The sequence below is a fragment of the Chromobacterium piscinae genome (genome assembly GCF_021129175.1).
Classification (GTDB): Bacteria; Pseudomonadota; Gammaproteobacteria; order Burkholderiales; family Chromobacteriaceae; genus Chromobacterium; species Chromobacterium piscinae.
The window spans coordinates 34,877-55,056 of sequence record NZ_JAJOHV010000012.1 but is presented as its reverse complement, the minus strand read 5'-3'; the positions used below and the strand labels follow the sequence as shown (position 1 = coordinate 55,056).

General features: G+C 56.6%; 2 protein-coding genes. Both read left to right on the top strand.

Going from position 1 to position 20,180, the window contains the following annotated elements:
• Positions 1 to 33 precede the first annotated feature (33 nt).
• A complete protein-coding gene (locus LQR33_RS02750; protein ID WP_231467402.1) occupies positions 34 to 10,788 on the top strand; it encodes an SDR family NAD(P)-dependent oxidoreductase in 10,755 nt (3,584 codons plus the stop codon).
• A 6-nt stretch (positions 10,789 to 10,794) separates the two neighbouring features.
• A complete protein-coding gene (locus LQR33_RS02745) occupies positions 10,795 to 20,133 on the top strand; it encodes an SDR family NAD(P)-dependent oxidoreductase (protein ID WP_231467400.1) in 9,339 nt (3,112 codons plus the stop codon).
• Positions 20,134 to 20,180: the final 47 nt, after the last annotated feature.

The following is a 20,180-nucleotide window of genomic DNA, read 5'->3' as shown; positions in this document are numbered from 1 at the left end:
CATCGTTTCGTACAGATATATAGGTTGATAATCGTGAAGAATGATTTTGCCCTGGATAGGGAATTCAATGAATCGCTTTGCGGATTGCTGGCATGCCAATTGCAAATGGCTGGCGTGGCGGGGCAAACAAATGACAGCCTTCCAGCGTTTGCGGCCGAGCGTGGATTGCCGGCTTTTTATGCGCGCTGGCTTGAGGGAAGCCTAAGCCATCTGGTCGGGGAGTCTTATTTTAGCCTGGAACGGGGCCGCTACCTCCCGACGTCTGTAGCGCGCCGAGTAGAAGAAGCCTGGCCGGCATGGGAGGCAAGAAAGACGCTGTTCTTTAGTCATTCGAATTATCGCGCTAAGGCGCGTCTGGCGGAGGAGATGCTCCGGGCATTGCCCGAGATACTGGCGGGAGAAAAGCTGGCGACGGAAGTCATGTTTCCCCATTCCTCTATGGAGCGGGTGGAGGGAGTTTACAAGAACAACGATCAGGCCGATTTCTATAACAATATCGTAGCGGAAACCGTGGCGAGCCGCGTGCGGGAGTCTATTGGCGAGGCACCCTCTCGAAAAGTGCGGATTCTTGAAATCGGCGCGGGAACGGGCGGAACTAGCGCAGCCGTTCTCGAGAAACTGTCAGAATTTGCCGCGTATATAGACGAATATGGCTATACGGATCTTTCGACGGCATTTTTACGGCATGCCGAACGCGAGTACTCGGGCCGCTATCCCTTCATTAAGTGTCATATTTTCGATGCCGGATCTCCTCCTGAGGAGCAAGGGCTAAGCTGTGGCAGCTACGATATCGTGCTTGCGACCAATGTTCTGCACGCAACGAAAAACATCAGAAATACTTTGCAAAATGCGAAGCGGCTATTGGTCGCCCGCGGCATGATCGTGATTAGCGAGCTTAGCCAGTATTCTTTATTCGCGCACGTGACCTTCGGTTTGCTGGAGGCTTGGTGGTCATATGACGATGCGGCGTTGCGTATTCCAGGCTGTCCAGCGCTCTATCCGCAGGTTTGGCAGACCATTTTGGCCCAGGAGGGTTTTAAACTGTCCGCGCGCCCGGAGGCCAGCCCGCTCGATTCCGAACAGCAAGTCTTTGTCGCCGAGAGCGATGGCATGTTGCGGAGACGGCAAAGAAACGCTCAGCTTGGCGCAGGGAATGGAAGGCCATCCCTGACAGAAAAGCGGGAACCGGCGCAGTTTGCCGCCAATCAGCAGTGCGCGGCTACTGGTTTGTCGTTCGAAGCCGGGCTCAAGGAAATCATTCGCGGCCATATCGGACGTTGCTTATGCATCGCCCAGGAAGAGGTGATTGACCGCAAATCGTTTGCGGATTATGGATTGGATTCGATCACGGCCGGGCAGTTGGTTCATGCGATCAACACCGCGCTGAATATCCAGCTGAAGACCACCATATTATTTGATCACAGTTCGGTGAATCGACTCAGTGAATATCTGTTGAGCGAACACCAAACGGCGGTGGCGGCAGCCGTCGCATCGGTCTCTGCCGTATTTGCGGAGGCGGGGTCGCCATCTCCGATGACCGTCGGCGAGTCGGTCAAGCCAGAAGGCGCGCGCATAGAGACGAGTTTCTCTGGCGAGGATTTATTTGAGGCTGCCAAAAGCCGAGTGAAGAGCGTAGTCAGGCAGCAATTGTGTGCATGCCTACACCTGAATGCCGAGGATCTGGGCCAGGATGGGGCATTTGCCGACTACGGGCTCGATTCTATTACTGCAGGTCAGTTTACCCAGTCGCTGAACCGAGCGTTGGATATCGAGCTGAAAACGACGGTTTTGTTTCAACATAGCTCGATAGAGCGGTTGTCTCGACATATTTTGGAGCGGTTTGCGGATGTGGCCGAGCGTTTGGCGCGAGACGGGGCGGCTCAAGGCCGCCCGCTGCCAAGCCGGGCTCCCGATAAGGTTGATCACGCCGACGCCGCTGCGCGGCTGCCAAGCTCCCTCTTGGCCCCAGCTCGCCCGCAAACCTCGTTGACAGGCGAAACGCTTGCCGTGGTGGGGATGAGCGGTCGGTTTGCGCAGTCGAATGAGCTCCATGACCTGTGGGAGCATTTGGCTAATGGCGCCGACCTGGTTCAGCCTGTGACTCGTTGGAATCTGGCGGAGTATTTCCAAGATCGCGAGCGGTACTGCAATCACGGCAGTTTCCTGGACGATATCGATAAATTCGATCCGGCATTTTTCAATATTTCCGGCGTTGAGGCCTCGTGGATGGATCCGCAGCAGCGGGTTTTCCTTGAGGAGTGCTGGAAGGCGCTGGAGGACGCAGGCTATGCCGGTATTGCGATGCAAGGGAGGAATGGCGGCGTGTATGTTGGCTGCGGGGCTTCGGATTATCGACAATTGTTTAGCGATAAGGCGCCCGCGCAATCCATGTGGGGCAATGCAAGCTCGATTATTCCGGCTCGTATCGCGTATTACCTCGATCTGCAAGGTGCGGCTATTTCGGTCGATACGGCGTGTTCGAGCTCTTTGGTGGCGATCCATCTGGCCTGCCAAGCCTTGCTGGCGGGCGAAATAGACTTTGCGTTGGCTGGCGGCGTATCGATTCAGTGCACGCCGGACCTCTACACCTCCGCTGGTCGCGCCGAAATGCTATCGGCTAGCGGCCGCTGCTACACGCTAGATGAGCGGGCGGACGGTTTCGTGCCGGGCGAAGGTGCTGGCGTGGTTGTTTTGAAGAGGCTGTCCGATGCCGTCGAGGCCGGAGATCATGTATATGCGGTGATCCGGGGCAGCGGCATCAACCAAGACGGCACCTCCAATGGAATTACCGCGCCGAGCGCCAAATCGCAGGAGCAGTTGGAATGCTGGCTGTACGAGAAGCATAACGTCGACCCCGAGCATATCCAAATGGTCGAGATGCACGGAACAGGCACCAAGCTAGGCGATCCAATTGAATTCGACGCGCTTGCTAGGGCATTCCGGAAGCACACAGCGAAAAAACAGTTCTGCGCGGTCGGCTCGATCAAATCGAATATCGGGCATACGACTGCGGCAGCCGGGGTGGCCGGCTTGCTCAAAATATTGTTATCGCTGAAGCACAAGAAGATTCCGCCTTCCATTCATTTCAAGAATGGCAACTCTCATATCGATTTTGAAAACAGCCCATTCTATGTCAATACCGCCTTGACGGACTGGGTTGCTCCGCCGAGCCAGAGGCGGATGGCTGCGTTGAGCTCGTTTGGTTTCAGCGGAACCAATGCTCACATGCTTGTCGAGGAAGCGCCGCCCATTCCGCGCAGGAGCATGGTTGCGAGGCCCGGCTATTTGATCGCGTTGTCAGCCGAAACGCCGGAGCAACTCTATCTGCAGGCGCAGCGGCTTGCGGCCCATTGCCGTCAGAACATCGCAATGAGCTGCGGCGATGTCAGCTTCACTCTTTTGACTGGAAGGCGACATTTGCGTCATCGCTTATCCTGCATTGCTGCCTCATGCGAGGAGTTGAACGCTCTCTTGACGGAGTGGTCGGAGCGGGGCCTGTCGGATCGGGTATCTGTGTCCGAAGTGCATGAGTACCAGTGGCAGGAGCGGCAGTCCGACAAAGAGCTTGGCAAAGCGTGCATCAAAAAATGCGCCGAGCCAGAAGCGGATGGGTCATATCACGAGAATATCCGCGTTGTTGCTGAGCTCTATATGAAGGGCTACGAGCTGGATTATGCGGAACTATTCATTGACGGCAGCCATCAGCGAGTACCTTTGCCAACCTATCCCTTCGCCAGGGAGTCCTATTGGATTCCACAGAGCGAAATCCGTCCTTGGCGCGATGCCGCGGCGCCATCGATATCGATGGCGCCGCGGCTGCATGCCCTCGTGCATGAGGATGTGTCGATTCCCAACGAATCCCGCTATAGCGCAAACTTTGACGGCACTGAGTTCTTTCTGCGCGACCATGTCATCGGCGGTCGAAAATTGCTGCCGGGGGCTGCGTACCTTGAGATGGCGCGCGCGGCGGCACAGCTGACGTTGCAGGGGGGCGGCGAGAAGGGGGGGCTCCGTTTGCGAAATATCATCTGGGGCAGGCCGCTTATGGTTGAGGGGGGCGCCGAGAGCGTGCTGCTTCGTCTGCATTCGCGTGAGCCGGGCCGCTGCGCCTACGAGATTGGCGGCTTGGACTCCGAGCAACTGCCGGAGCGGATTTATAGCCGTGGCTGGGTCGAGAGGATTGACGATATCGATCGCCGGCGAGTGGATTTGGACGCCTTGAAGCGCGCATGCTCGAACAAGACGTTTGCCGCGCAGCAAATCTATGATGCCTTCGCGTCTTTGGGCATCGAATATGGCCCTGGGCATCGAGCAATTGCCGAGCTGCATGTCGGCGGCGATCAGATTGTGGCGAAACTGGTATTGCCATCTTCTATCCAGGCATCGCTGACGGATTTTGTGATGCATCCCAGTTTGCTCGATGCCGCCCTGCAGACGACTATTGGATTCGGTTTGGATAAGGGAGAGCTCCGAGCGGCATTGCCATTTTCTATGGAGGATGTCCGGATATTGGCTCGCTGCGAACCTGTCATGTGGGCGCATGTCACGCGTGGCGTTTCGACCGGACAGTCTGCGGGACTGGAGCGCTTCGACCTTCAATTGTTCAACAACGACGGCTTGGTTTGCGTAGACCTGAAAGGCTTTATTGCGAGGGCGAGCGCATCGACCGAGGCCTCGGCCGCGTTTGGCACGTTGTCGCTTCATCCGGTGTGGATTGAAGAGGCTTTGCACGGGCAGGAGAGGCGGAGCGCATCTACGCGGCACATCGTGCTGTTGTGTGAGCTGGAAGCACTGTCCGTCGACGCGCTGCAGGCGAGGCTGCCTGGCGCCCACTGCGTGCGCTTGAACAGCGTTTCGTCGAACTTAGGGGCGCGCTTTGAAGCCTATGCAATCCAGTTGCTGCAGCGGATCCAGCAGATTTTCGCCAGCTGGAGCGACGGCGATGCCAAGTTGCAAGTGTTGATCCCAAATGATGGAGAGGCCCGAGTATTGTCGGGATTGGCGGGGATGCTCAAAACGGCCAAGCTCGAAAATCCAGGGTTGGATACTCAGCTGATTGAATTGGATGCCACGATCAGCGCGGTGGACGCTGAACCCATTCTAGTGCAGGAGTTCAACGCGTCGTCGAGCCAATGGGTGCGCTACGAGGGGCGGAAGCGTTCGGTTTGCGTGTGGGAAGCGTGGGATGACAGCCCGCAACGAGAAAGCCTGCGTTGGAAGGATGGAGGCGTCTACCTGATTACCGGAGGCACCGGTGGTTTGGGCCGCATCTTTGCCGAGGAGATCTGTCGGAATGCTAAGTCGCCAACGGTGATACTTGTAGGGCGCTCCCATCTTGATGCGGAAAAAGAGCGGGAACTCGCGGCGCTCAAGCTTTCTGGGGGGGGGGTCTCATATCGACAAGTGGATATCGCTGACGAGTTGGAGGTTTTCCGTTTAATGCAGCATGTGCGAACCGATTATGGTCGGCTCGACGGCATTATTCATAGCGCTGGCATGATTCGAGACAGCTTCATCGTCAGGAAAAACGAAGCGGATTTGGCTAAGGTACTGGCTCCCAAAGTAAGGGGGCTCATCAATTTGGATGAGGCTAGCCGAGACTTCGCGCTTGATGTGTTTATCTTGTTTTCAGCTGGCGCGGCCGTATTCGGTAACCCTGGACAGGCTGACTACGCGGCGGCGAATGGATTTATGGATGCATTCGCCGAATATAGAAACGCATTGGCTGAATCGAAGCAGCGACATGGTCGCGCCCTCGCTATCAACTGGCCGTTATGGCAAGACGGCGGGATGCGAGTGGATAAAGCGACCGAGCGGGCTATGCGGGAAAGTGTCGGCGCGTTGGCCATGCCGACCGCAAATGGGATTGCGGCATTGTACCGCGCGCTGGGGACTGCGTATTCCCAGGTGCTGGTGCTGCAGGGGGATCATGCGCGCTTGCAGGCTGCCTTGCGGGCCGACGGTAATGTTCACGCGCCGGCGTTGGCGTTTACAGAAACGCCGCCAATCGCAGCCGACAGCTTGGATCGCGAGAGCTTGGCCGAGCATGCGGTGAGCCATATCAAGAACGTGTTGTCCGCCGTTATCGGCGTGCCGCTGGCACGCCTCCATGCCGATGCTCCGATGGAGAAATACGGCATTGACTCCATCATGGTGATGCAGCTCACCACGGAGTTGGAAAAAACATTCGGCCCATTGTCGAAAACGCTGTTCTTCGAATATCGCAGTATCCGTGAATTGGCTGCTTACTTCCTATCCACCCATTTGGAGCGGATAAAGCGTATGGCTGGGCTTGGCATCGCGGTAGCGAGGCCTGCGGAGCTAGAGGCCGGTGTGAGTGCGAAGTCGTCCTGCGTAGTCGAAGATGCCGCCGCCGCGCGCGAGCCAGCGTGCGAGCCAATGTTGTCCCCGCCGCCCAGCGACGAAACCAATTCCGGCCATCCGTTAGACATTGCCATCATTGGCGTGGCAGGCCGCTATCCGCAGGCGGATGATCTGAGCCAGTTCTGGCGCAACCTTCGTGAGGGTAAGGACTGCATCTCTGAGATTCCCGGGGATCGATGGGATCACAGCCGATATTTCGACGCAAACAAAAATCTCGATGGCAAAACCTACAGCAAATGGGGCGGTTTCATCCATGGCGTCGATAGGTTTGATCCCTTGTTCTTCAATATCTCGCCGCGCGAGGCGGAGTTGATGGACCCGCAGGAGCGCTTATTCCTTCAGTGCGCGCATGAGGTGCTTGAGGATGCGGGTTATACGCGAGACGCGTTGGCGGTGGAGATGTCATCCGGCCAGGGAGGCGATGTAGGGGTCTTTGTCGGCGTCATGTACGAGGAGTATCAGCTCTATGGCGCACAGCGCATGGCGATTGGAAAACCAATCGCGCTGACGGGAAGCCCGTCGTCCATTGCCAATCGAGTGTCATATTTTTATAACTTCCACGGCCCCAGCATGGCGGTGGATACCATGTGCTCGTCTTCTTTAACGGCCATTCATCTTGCATGCCAAAGCATTCTGAGCGGCGAGTGCGAAGCTGCCATCGCCGGCGGTGTGAATGTGTCCGTTCATCCTAATAAATACCTGATGCTGGCGCAGGGTAGTTTCGCATCAAGCAAGGGGCGCTGTGAAAGTTTCGGCAAGGGAGGGGATGGTTATGTCCCAGGCGAAGGCGTAGGCGCCGTCATGTTGAAACCCAGGTGGAAAGCCGAGAGAGACGGCGATCATATTTACGGCATCATCCGCGCCACCGCCATCAATCATGGCGGCAAAACCAGCAGTTACTCCGTTCCCAATCCAAATGCGCAAAGCCGGGCAATCTACACAGCCATTGCCGAGGCAGGCATCGACCCGCGCGCCATTAGTTACATCGAAGCCCATGGCACTGGCACCTCCTTGGGCGACCCAATCGAAATCGCAGGATTAACGAAAGCATTCCGCGAATTCACGGACGACAATGGGTTTTGCGCGATCGGCTCCGTTAAGTCCAATATCGGCCATTGCGAAAGCGCGGCCGGGATTTCGGGCATTACCAAGGTGCTTTTGCAAATGCAGCATCGCGAACTCGTGCCTTCGCTGCATTCATCGGAGCTGAATCCCTATATAGACTTTGAGAACAGCCCCTTCGTTGTTCAGCGGGAGCTGGCGGACTGGAAGCGTCCGGTAGTGGAGCGTAGCGGCGTCACCGTCGAATATCCAAGAGTGGCAGGCATATCGTCGTTTGGCGCGGGCGGGGGGAATGCGCACGTAATTCTTGAGGAATATGTTCCGAATGCCTCGATTGCGCCGCCGATCACGCGCCGCGATGCTGCCGTCGCCATCGTATTGTCCGCGCGCAATGAGAGCCGGCTGCGCGCCTTAGCCAGCAAACTGCTAGCAGCGCTGCCTGATTTTAGACGCTCGAGTCACGCTTTAAGCGATATGGCTTACACCTTGCAGCTTGGGCGGGAAGCCATGGAGGAAAGGCTCGCCGTGATTGTGGTTTCTGTCGATGAGTTGGAGGGCAAGCTCCAGGACTTCATTGCGGGCCGCGACACGGCCGAAGGTTTGTTCCGAGGCCGGGCGCAGCGTGACAAAGAGGCGCTTGCCCTATTCTCGGACGATGACGAACTGATGGAAACGATAGACAAATGGTTCTCGCGCCGAAAATACAAAAAACTGCTGGCGCTGTGGATCAAAGGCCTGGATTTGGACTGGACCAGGCTGTATGCCGGAGAGCGACCGCGCCGCGTCAGCTTGCCAAGCTATCCGTTTGAGACGGAGCGCTATTGGGTATCCGACTCGGATCTATTGCCAGCCTCCGTGTGCGCGGCTTCGTCCGATAGTGGCAGGCTGCATCCTTTATTGCATCGAAATACCTCCAGTTTTGCGGAGCAACGCTTCACTTCCGTATTCAAGGGAGACGAGTTTTTTCTAAAAGACCATGTTGTTCGCGGCCGGCCCACATTGCCAGCGGTGGCATACCTTGAAATGGCGTATGCGGCCATGGGCATGGCGGACGGCGCCGTGGCAGGTCAGGGCATATGCATAAAGGACGTTGCTTGGGCGCAACCTGCCATGGTGGAAGGGGGGGCGGTCGAGTTGCATATCCGGCTGACGCCACAGCAGGATGGGGAAGCTGAATTCGAAGTCTTTAGTTCAAGCGGGCCCGAGAGCTTTGCGCTACACGGACAGGGACACATTGCGGCTTTTGAGATCCATGATCCGCAAAAGGTTTCTCTGGGCGAATTGCGGCAGGCGTTCCGCAATGGCTCTATTGAGGCGAGGCAACTGTACCAAAGCTTCCGCCGCATGGGCATCGATTATGGGCCAGGCCATCAGGCGGTGGAAGAGGTATGGCTTGGACGCGACAAAGTGATGGCCAAATTGTCGTTGCCATCTGAGATATCGCAGACCGCCAACCAGTACGTCCTGCATCCGGCCATGCTGGATGCCGCATTGCAGGCATCGCTTGGGCTGATATTGGGCTATTCGCCTGCTGTCGAACCAACGAAGGCGCTATTGCCTTTCTCTATTGAAAGCGTTGAGGTGTTCGGTGCTTGCACGCCGAAGATGTGGGTTGTAGTCGCTTATCGCGAGCAGCTAAGCCGGGATGCAGTGCGTATTCTGGACGCTGATCTATACGACAGCGAAGGAGAGCTCCGTGTTCGCGTCAGAGGCTTATGCGCCAGAGTTTTGCAGGAGGATGGCGACCAGACTAGGCGTTCCAAGCAAGAACAGGGGGCCGAGACGGTGGGTTCGGCCGCGACTACCATGCTCGCGCCTAGCTGGGAGCCGCAGCCTATCCCTGATGAAGGGCTCTTTCCCGCTCAGGATCAGCAAGTATTGGTGATTGGTGGCTATGGGCATGAGCAGGCCGCCATCAGCCAGCGCTTTCGCCATACGCATGTGATGAGGCTTGACGCTGACGCAGACATCGAATCAATCACCGTTGCGTTAGGCAATTTACCTGTTATTGATCATGTTTTCTGGATTGCGCCAGATAGCGATCCTGAACTTTCCCAAGCGGGCGTTTTTATCGCAGATCAAGAGCGCGGTGTGATTCAATGCTTCCGCATGGCCAAGGCCTTGCTGCTTGCCGGCTACGAGGATCGCGCTCTTGGCTGGACTTTCATCACCTGCCAAGCGCAAGCGGTCAACCCTGCTGACAGGCTACGGCCATCTTTCTCAAGTTTGTGTGGATTCGCGGGCTCTCTGGCGAAAGAGTTCGCCAATTGGCGCATCCGCCTCCTGGATCTGCAAGCGGATGTCGAATGGCCGCTACCGGGTATGTTCCATATTCCCGCCGACCCGAACGGCGATGTCTGGGCTTGGCGAGGCGGCGTTTGGTATCGCCAGCTTCTTTTGCCCAGCAAGGCTCGCGCGGCCGATTCACAGCTATATAAAGCGCGAGGAGTGTATGTCGTTATCGGCGGCGCGGGTGGGATCGGCGAATGCTGGAGCGAATACATGATTCGCAATTACGATGCGCGCATTGTCTGGATAGGGCGCAAGCCAATGGATGCGACTCTCCAAGCCAAAATAGACAGGTTGGCGCAACTCGGCGAGCCCCCCCTTTATCTCTCGGCCGATGCGAGCGATGGCGAATCGCTAGCGGAAGCGTATACGCAAATCAAGCTCAAGCATGACATTGTCAATGGTATAATCCACTCTGCAATCGTTTTGAGTGACAAGAGCATAGCCAGGATGAGCGAGGAGAGCTTCCGTTCGGGCTTGGCTCCCAAGGTCAATATCAGCGCGCATATGGCACATGTTTTCCGGAAGGAACCGCTGGATTTCGTCTTGTTTTTCTCATCGATGATTTCCTTCTCCAAAGCGGCCGGGCAAAGCAATTACGCATCCGGTTGCACCTTCAAGGACGTCTTCGCGCGCAGGTTGGCCGCGGAGTGGCCTTGCGCCGTGAAAATCATGAACTGGGGTTTTTGGGGGTCGGTCGGCGCTGTCGCTTTGCCGGAATATCTCGAGCGGATGGAGCAGTTGGGTGTCGGCTCGCTTCAGCCTGAGGAAGGAATGGAGGCGCTGAATACTCTGCTGAATGGGCCGATCAATCAGCTCGCTTTTATCAAGACGACTCGCTCGCTGGCAATGGATGGAGTGAGTGCTGCGGAATTTATTTTTGAGGCCCGTAACCGCCAGCCTTCGCTGATAAAGCTCATTCGGGATCGCACATTCACACAGCCTTCGCCGCGAAAATTTGTTGTGTCAGAGATCGCCGGAGGGGCATTGAGCGACGATGCCGCAAGGCAACCATCGATGTTTCTGGAAAGCAGTGCAGACTATGTGGAGTAGGCAGGCATGAGCAGGCATCAGTACGATGATCGGTTTGCTGAAGTTCCGCTTTTCATGGAAAACCGCTTCAGAGAGTATTTCGAAGCCAAGAACCATATGCGGGGCGAGATGGACAAGGCATTGGCCGCCTTGTTATGGGAGAGCTTGCGGTCAATGGGCTTGGAGGCGGGAGGCGGAAGCGTTGTGGATTTGACGAGGCGAATCCTGGGGGGGCCTGTATACGAAAAATGGCTTCAGGAAACCCTCGCCGAGCTTTCGCGCCAAGATTATATCCGGCTGGCCGCAGGGCGTTACCAGTGCCAATCTCCGCGTCAGGCAGAGACATCTGCATGGGAGGATTGGCGGCGGCGAAAGATTGAATGGTGCCAAGAACCAGACCTTAAAGCGCAAATCGAGTTAGTAGAGGCGACACTGCTTGCTTTGCCGGATATTCTCGCCGGTCGGCGAGCGGCTACCGATGTCATTTTCCCGGACTCATCTCTGGCTTTGGTCGAAGGGATCTACAAGCATAACGAGCTCGCGCAGCATTACAACGATGCGTTGGCCGACATCGTCGAGCGATTCATTCATGAAACCTTGGCATGGAATCCCTCGGCTAAGCTGAGAATCCTGGAGATCGGCGCCGGCACAGGAGGAACAAGCGCTGTCGTTTTGGAGAAAATATCTCCCTATAAGAAACATATCGAAGAGTATTGTTACACCGACATTTCCAAAGCCTTCCTGCAGCATGCCGAAGAGACATTCGGCAAAGGCAATGCATTCCTGAACTACAGAATATTCAATGTGGAAGAGCCGCTCGCGCGGCAAGGCATGGATATCGGAGTTTTTGATATCGTCATTGCCGCCAATGTTCTGCATGCGACTAAAAGCATCGCGAATACGATACGAAACGCCAAAGCGCTCCTGGCTAATAATGGCTTGCTTGTCCTCAATGAAATCAGCAAAAACAGCTTGTTCGCACACCTGACATTTGGTCTGCTGGAGGGCTGGTGGTTGTACGAGGATCCTTTTCTGCGCATTCCTGGCTCACCCGCGCTGTCTCCGAGCATGTGGAAAGCCGTACTGGAAATGGAGGGTTTTCGTTCAGTGTTTTTCGCCGTCGAAAGTTTGCATGACCTTGGACAGCAAATCGTGGTGGCGGAGAGCGATGGCATTGTCCGGCAGAGGCTGGAGACGTCAGAGGCGGCAGCGCGCGGTTCGAGTTTGCTGAATCGGCGCGGAGGCAGGCAGACCGCTCAGCTTGTCGAGCAGGATGAAGTGACTAGCGCGGCGGATCTGCTGTCTGCGGCGATAGCCTATTTCAAACAGGTTGTGGCCGAGACGCTCAAGATGCCGAGCGACGATATCGATCCGCTGGAGCCTCTAGAAAGATATGGGTTGGATTCGATTCTGATCGTCAAAATGTCCAGCTTGCTCAAGGATGTTCTTGGGCCGGTCAGCAGCACCATATTTTTTGAACATCAAACCGTTGAAGCGATTGCCAAGCATTTTCTCGCCGCCAAGAAAGAGGCATTGACTAGCTTGCTGGCGGTTGGCAGCGCCGCAAGCGCGGATAGCATCGCGTCGGAAGCGGCGGCGGAGGTCGCGTTGCCGATGCAAGGGCTTAGCAAAGCGGAATCGAACACGCGGTTTGCGAAACCCAGCAAACGGATGCACCCAGAGCCGATGCGTCGGGAGGTGCCGCTGGGTCATGCAGGCGATATCGCTATTGTCGGATTGTCGGGCCGATACCCGCAAGCGGAAAATATCGACGAGTTCTGGGAGCGGCTCAAGAACGGCGTGAATTGCATTACCGAAATCCCTGCTGATCGCTGGGACTGGCGACGGTATTACGATGAAGAGAAGGGCAAGAAAGACAGCAGTTATAGCCGCTGGGGCGGATTTCTGGCCGATGTGGACAAGTTTGACCCGCTATTCTTCCGGATCACGCCGGCCGAAGCAGAGGCCATGGACCCCCAGGCGCGCCTGTTTCTTGAGCAGGCGTATTCATGCATAGAGGATGCGGGTTATACGCCGGCCAAGCTGTCTGGTGAGGGCAAGGTCGGCGTATTCGTCGGCGTGATGAACTCACATTATCCAGAAGCCGCAGCTTATTGGTCTGTCGCCAATCGTATTTCTTATTTATTCAACTTTAACGGCCCGAGCATGGCGGTAGATACGGCATGCTCATCAGCGCTGACTGCCATCCACCTGGCAATCGAGAGCATTCACAGCGGCACTAGCGAATGCGCTATAGCCGGTGGGGTCAATCTCATACTCGAGCCCGAGCATTACATCAAGCTCACCGCTATGAGGATGCTGGCTTCCAGTGATCGCTGCCGCGCATTTGGCGATGGAGCGGATGGTTTCGTCGACGGCGAGGGAGTGGGGGCGATCTTGCTGAAGCCGCTTTCCAAGGCGCGACAGGATGGCGACCATATCTATGGGGTGATCAAAGGAAGCATGCTGAACGCGGGCGGGCGAACGAATGGCTACACGGTGCCGAATCCCGCCGGCCAGGCGCGGTTGATTGCTGAAGCGCTAAAGCGCGCCAATGTCAACGCGCGCTCGGTCAGTTATGTCGAAGCGCATGGCACGGGAACTGCCTTAGGCGATCCTATTGAAGTGGAGGGACTGGCCAGAGCCTTTGCGGAGGATACCGAGGATAAGCAGTTTTGTGCTTTGGGATCGGTTAAAAGCAATATAGGTCACGGCGAAAGCGCAGCCGGCATAGCGGGGTTGACGAAAGTGCTTTTGCAAATGAAGCATGGGAAGCTTGCCCCGACTTTAAATGCGAGCCGCGCCAATCCTGAAATCGACTTCGCGGCGACGCCGTTTTATTTGCAATACGAGCTGTCTGATTGGAAGAGGCCGGCGGTGAAGGTTGCGGGAAACACTGTTGAATACCCGCGCATCGCTGGCATTTCCTCGTTTGGAGCCGGGGGCGCGAACGCGCATCTCGTAGTGGAGGAATACGATGCCGTAGATGTCCATGCCTCGCGATCTGGCGAACAGGATATTCCCGTTTTGTTTGTGTTTTCGGCTAAGGGCGAAGACAGCTTGCATCGGCTGGCGGAAAAATTCGTCACAGCCATCCACAAAGGGGAGCTGGCAAGCAAGCGCGCGGCAGATATCGCCTATACGCTGCAGGTTGGGCGAGAGCCGATGGAAGAGCGGCTTGCGATTATCGCCGCCACTTGCGATGAGTTGGCTGCCAAACTGGCGAGTTTCATCAAATATGAGCAGAACGTCGAAGGCTGTTTTGCGGGCAATGCAAAACGCGATAAGGGTGTTGCCGGGCATGGTCAACCAGAGCAGCTTGGCAAATGGCTTGAAGCGAGAAACTACAGCAAGTTAGCCGAGTCGTGGGTGAATGGGCTGTCGATAGATTGGATGGCGCTGCCTTCCCTTGGCGAGCGGCAGCGGGTTAGCCTGCCGACGTATGCCTTTGCTCGCGAGCGTTATTGGATGCCGCGCGATAAAGCTGGGGTCCGTGCCGCGACGCCGCTGAGCGAGAGAGAAGTCGGCACCGCGGCAGCGGAGCGGCTAGAGGCCTCCGTTGCTGGCGACGATGCGGCGCGCCCCATGTTGTTTCTTCCGGCTTGGTTGCAAAAAGAAGAGGCGCCAGCCGCAACGGCTGCGCGTTATGAGCAGCATCACATCATTTTGTGCGGTCTGGAGGATGGACTTTCCAATCTGATCGCTAAACAGCTTCCTCACAGTCGAATTCTTGCCATCAACCCTCCGCAGGCATCTGCGGCGGACCGGTTTGCTTTCGCGGCGCAAAAGGCATTCGACGCGATCAAGAGCTTGCTGATCTGCAAGCCGGCCGACGCGCTCATTCAAATCGCGTTTGCCTCTGGGACAGAAAGCGGTTTGTTCGCAGGATTGCATGGCTTGCTGAGAACGGCAGAACTGGAAAACAGCCGGATTGCCGGCCAGTTGATCGAGTTTGAACAAGATTGCCGGGCGGAGCAGATCGTTGAAAGACTGACGGTAGACAGCTGTCATCCTGAAGACCGGCGTGTTCGCTATCAGGACGAGGGACGATTCATCGCGTCTTGGCGTGAGACGCCTTTTGCCGGCGCTGCCGCTCCGGCTCCATGGCGGAACGGTGTCTATCTTATTTCAGGCGGTTTGGGTGGATTGGGATTGTTGGTGGCTGAGAACGCCGCTCGCCATATGGAGAGCGGAACCATCGTCCTGGTTGGCCGCTCGGCATTGTCCCCGGAGGCGAGCAAAAAGCTTGGGCAAATCGAATGCGGCGGAGTCCGCATTGCCTATCTGCAGTGCGATGTGTCGAAACAGGCGGACGTCAACGGGTTGATACAGACCATACAAGGAGAATATGGGTCGATTACCGGCATCCTTCATGCTGCTGGCGTGACGCGAGACAATGTCATGTTTGGCAAGACGTTTGACGAGTGGCAGGCGGTATTCGCCGCCAAGGTGCATGGCGCGGTATGTCTGGACGAAGCGACGAAAGAGTTAGCGCTCGATTTTTTCGTGTTGTTTTCGTCGGCCACGGGTGTATTGGGCAATATCGGGCAGGCTGATTATGCGACGGCAAATTCCTTCTTGGATGCTTACGCCATGCGCCGCCAGGCGCTGACGCTTGAAGGCCGCCGCCGCGGCAAGACGATTTCGATTGATTGGCCGTTGTGGCGGGATGGCGGCATGCGCGTCAGCGCCGACGTCGAAGCGACAATGAGGAATGCGTTAGGCATGACGCCGATGAGCACCAACAACGGCATGCATGCGCTTCACCAAGCGCTGGCAGGCGAGACAAGCCAGTTGCTGGTGATTGAAGGCGATCCAGAGAAGGTCACGCGTCGACTGCAAGACAGCGCAGCGAATGCCGCTTGGCCGCGACAGCAAAAGACAGCTGAGCTTTGCGAACCTGCCGAAGCAAACTTATTGCAAAGCAAAGTCGTCGTCGAGCTGAAAACCTTGTACGGGAAGTTGATCAAGCTTGATCCATCCAGGATCGATACTTCCGAGCCGCTTGAAAGCTACGGCATCGACTCTCTCCTGATCACTCAGCTTAATCAGGAGCTGGAAGCCGTTTTCGGAGAAGTATCAAAAACGCTGTTTTACGAGCACCAGACTCTCGATTCGCTAGCCCAGTATCTGGCTGAAGAGTATGTGAGGGAGTGTCGTCTATGGACCGGTTTCGAAGCGCCGGAGTCCCGCGCCTGCGGCGTCTCCTCTGAAGAGGCATCCACTACTCAAGCTGCCGAAGCATCGACCTCCTTCGCATCTGATGCGAAGGGCGCTCATTTGCATCACAACATTGAATCCAATGAGCACATTGCCATTGTCGGAATGAGCGGGCGCTATCCGCAGGCTGCCAATCTGGCTGAATATTGGAATAATCTGCTTGCGGGCAAGGACTGTATTACGGAAATTCCACCGGACCGCTGGCCACTGGATGATTTTTTCGAGTCAGACCCGAATAAGGCGGTGGCTCAAGGGAAGAGCTACTGCAAATGGGGCGGATTTCTTGAAGGGTTCGCGGATTTCGATCCTTTCTTCTTTAATATCTCCCCGCGTGAGGCCATCACGATTGATCCGCAGGAACGGCTGTTTATTCAATCCTGCTGGGAGGTGCTTGAGGATGCGGGCTATACAAAGCAGCGCATCGAGGAAAAGCACCGTGGTGAAGTGGGCGTGTTCGTCGGCATCACCAAGACAGGCTTCGATTTGCACGGCTTTGAGCTCGTCAAGCGCGGAGAAACGATTTATCCCCATACTTCCTTCAGCTCGGTTGCCAACCGAGTTTCCTATTTGCTGAATCTGCGCGGCCCCAGCATGCCGATAGACACTATGTGTTCGTCTTCGCTGACGGCGATTCATGAGGCATGCGAACACATTCGCCGCGGCGAGTGCGAGATGGCGATCGCCGGGGGGGTCAATCTCTATCTTCATCCTACCGGCTATATCGGTCTGAGCGCCAAACATATGTTGTCGCAAGACGGCAAGTGCAAAAGCTTTGGCGCCGAAGCGAACGGTTTCGTGCCTGGGGAAGGCGTGGGCGCGATCCTGATCAAGAAGCTTTCGCAAGCGATCAAGGATGGCGACCATATTTATGCTTTGATAGCCGGCACCAGCATAAATCATGGTGGAAAGACGAACGGGTATACCGTGCCCAACCCCAATGCGCAGGCAGACCTGATCAGGAAGGCGCTCGATAAGGCAGGCATCCATGCCCGGACCGTAAGCTATGTCGAAGCTCATGGCACCGGAACTGAGTTAGGAGATCCGGTCGAACTGGCCGGCTTGACGCAAGCCTTTCGACAAGATTCCAAAGATGCGCAATATTGCGCGCTCGGTTCGGTCAAGTCGAATATCGGTCATCTTGAAGCAGCCGCTGGCATCGCTGGTGTTTCGAAAATCGTTTTGCAGATGAATCAGCAAACGCTGGTCCGCAGCCTGCATGCGGAGCAGTTGAATCCTAATATCCATTTCGCGCGGACGCCGTTTTTCGTGCAGCGCGAAAACGCTGCCTGGCAAAGGCCGGTTGTCGCGATCGATGGCCAGGAAGCCAAAGAATATCCGCGCATCGCCTGCATTTCTTCGTTTGGCGCGGGAGGCTCAAACGCACACATCGTCATTCAGGAATACCATGAGGATGACTGGCCGGCCAAGCCGGATTTCATAGCAGAACAAGCGGCGATGATCGTGCTTTCCGCTAGAACGCAAACACAATTGCGCGAACAAGCGCAACGATTGCTCGCCGCGATAGGAGGCGATGCCTTCGGCGAAGATCGCCTTCGCGACATCGCTTACACCTTGCAAGCGGGGCGCGAGCAAATGGAGGAGCGGCTTGGCTTGACCTGCTCCACGGTGAGTGAGCTGAAGGACAAACTATCAGCGTTTTGCAGCGGGGCCGAACGCGTTGACGGGCTCTTCGTCGGGCGGTCCCGCAAGGAATGGCCTCTCTCGAGACTGGCCGGCGACGAGGACATGGCCGTCGTCATCGATGCTTGGTTACGCAAGCGGAAGTTCGACAAACTGCTGGATCTTTGGGTCGCGGGCTTCGATATCGACTGGGAGGCTATCCATAAAGGCGGCAAGCCGCAGCGCATCAGCTTGCCGGCCTACCCGTTTGTGAAGGAAAGATACTGGTTCGACGATATGCGGGCTTCGTCCTCTCGTATCAAGTCTATGTTGCCGGAGAGGTCGGTGCTTCATCCTCTGCTGCATGCCAATACCTCAGATCTGTCCGAGCAACGTTATAGCTCGACATTCACCGGCGAGGAGTTCTTCTTCCGCGACCATGTGATTCAGGGCAAAGCCGTGTTGCCTGGCGTAGCCTCGTTGGAAATGGCGTTAGAGGCGGCTAGAAGGGCAACCGGCGCGAATGCGCCAGGCATGCGTCCGATCGCGCTCAGGCATGTCGTGTGGGCAAGGCCGATCACGATAATAGATGGACAGCCCCTTACGATACATATTGGCCTTTTCCCCGGAGAGGGAGAGCAGGTCAATTACGAAATCTACAGCGAAGATACCGATGCCGCCGAGGTGGTCGTGCATGGCCAAGGCGTGGCCGAGCCTTGCGAACAGACGTTTCTGGCTCCGCTGAATCTCGAAGCCATACGCAGCGCTTGCGGCGATAAAGCGATCGACGCCGAGCAGTGCTACGCGGCTTATCGCTCAATGGGGATCGATTATGGCCCCAGCCACCGGGGCATCGAACAGATTTATTCCGGCCAGGGCCAAGTATTGGCCAAGATCCGCCTGCCTGCGGATGTGGCGGCGACGGCAGCGCAGTTTCTCGTGCACCCCTCGATTTTGGACGCAGCGCTGCAGTCGTTGCTCGGGTTTGTTTCCGATGCGGACTACGTTGATGTGATGCGCAAAGCCTTGGTCCCATTTGCGTTGACTGAATTGAATGCGCCGAATCTGTCGATCAAGCCGCAGTGGGTATGGGCTCATTACAGCGCAGACGACTGTGCCGAGAGCGGGACGCGCAAATTCGATATCAGTCTTTGCGACGAAGCGGGCAATGTGGGGATAGAAATGAAGGGCTTCTCGACCAGAGAGTTCGAGTGGCACCTTCCAGGGCATGGAAAAACAGCTGAGCATGACGTTGCGATGCTGGTGCCGAACTGGAGCGAGCTCGCGGGGGAGGCGTCGGACGCCAAGTTCGGCAAGCATGTCGTGTTGTTGTGCGGCAAGGGCCATGTCGAGCCGGAGCGCATGGCTGAAATGATGGCTGATGTCGATTGTGTCGGGTTCGAGGCCGGAGATGTCGGCATCGGCGAGGGTTTCACCCACTATGCCGTGCGCGTGTTCGAGCGAGTGCAAAACTTGCTTGCGGCAAGGACGCAGGGCCGGACACTGCTACAGGTTGTGGTGCCATTCCGGGGCGAACATGAAGCGATGAGCGGTCTGGCCGGTCTGTTGAGAACGGCTCGGGCCGAGGAGCCAGGCTTGGCCGCTCAATTGATCGAGGCGGCGAGGCCGGACGATGCGCAAGGCATCGTCGATGCCCTGAATGTGGGAAGGCTGTATCCGGAGGCGAGCAGGATTCGCGCTGAAAATGGCAAACACCGGGCGCAATTCTGGCGCGAACTTGCTGTTCCGGAAACCAATGCGCAGTTGCCATGGAAGGATAACGGCGTCTACCTGGTTACTGGCGGCGCAGGAGGCATCGGCTGCCTATTCGCGGAGGAAATCTGTCGGCGAGCCCTCAATCCCATTTTGGTTTTGGTCGGCAGATCCGAGCTGGATGAGCGGCAGGTGTCAAAACTAGATGCCATGCGCGCAACCGGCGCGCAAGTTGCCTATAGACGGCTTGATGTAGCGGATGCCCCTTCGCTTGACCGGCTGTTGGAGGAGATACGAGCAGAGTTCGGTCAGCTGAACGGCATTCTCCATTGCGCGGGCATCACTAGGGATGCCTTTATCCTACAGAAACGCGGCGAGGACTGGCCGGATGTCTTGGCGCCTAAGGTGCAGGGAATCGTCAATTTGGACGAGGCTAGCAAGGATATGGCGTTGGATATGTTTGTGACTTTCTCTTCGATCGCTGCCGTTTTGGGCAATCCAGGCCAAGCGGATTATGCCGCGGCCAATGCGTTCATGGATGGTTATGCCGCCTATCGCAACCGGCTGGTTCAGGCAGGAAGCCGGCATGGTTTGACGCTATCCATGAATTGGCCGTTCTGGGCAGAGGGAGGCATGGAGCTCGACAAACGGATGGAAGATCAAAAGTTGCGGGCGGCCGGTCTTATTCCAATGCGGACAGAAACCGGTTTGCGCGCGTTTTACCACGGTCTAGGAATGGGACAAAGCCAGCTCATGGTTTTGGAAGGCAATGCCGAAGCGATTAGCGGGCTGCTGGAGGCGAGTGGCCGGTAAGGCGACCTTTACCAAGATGATCATGTAGTAAACGGAACGAAGAAGAA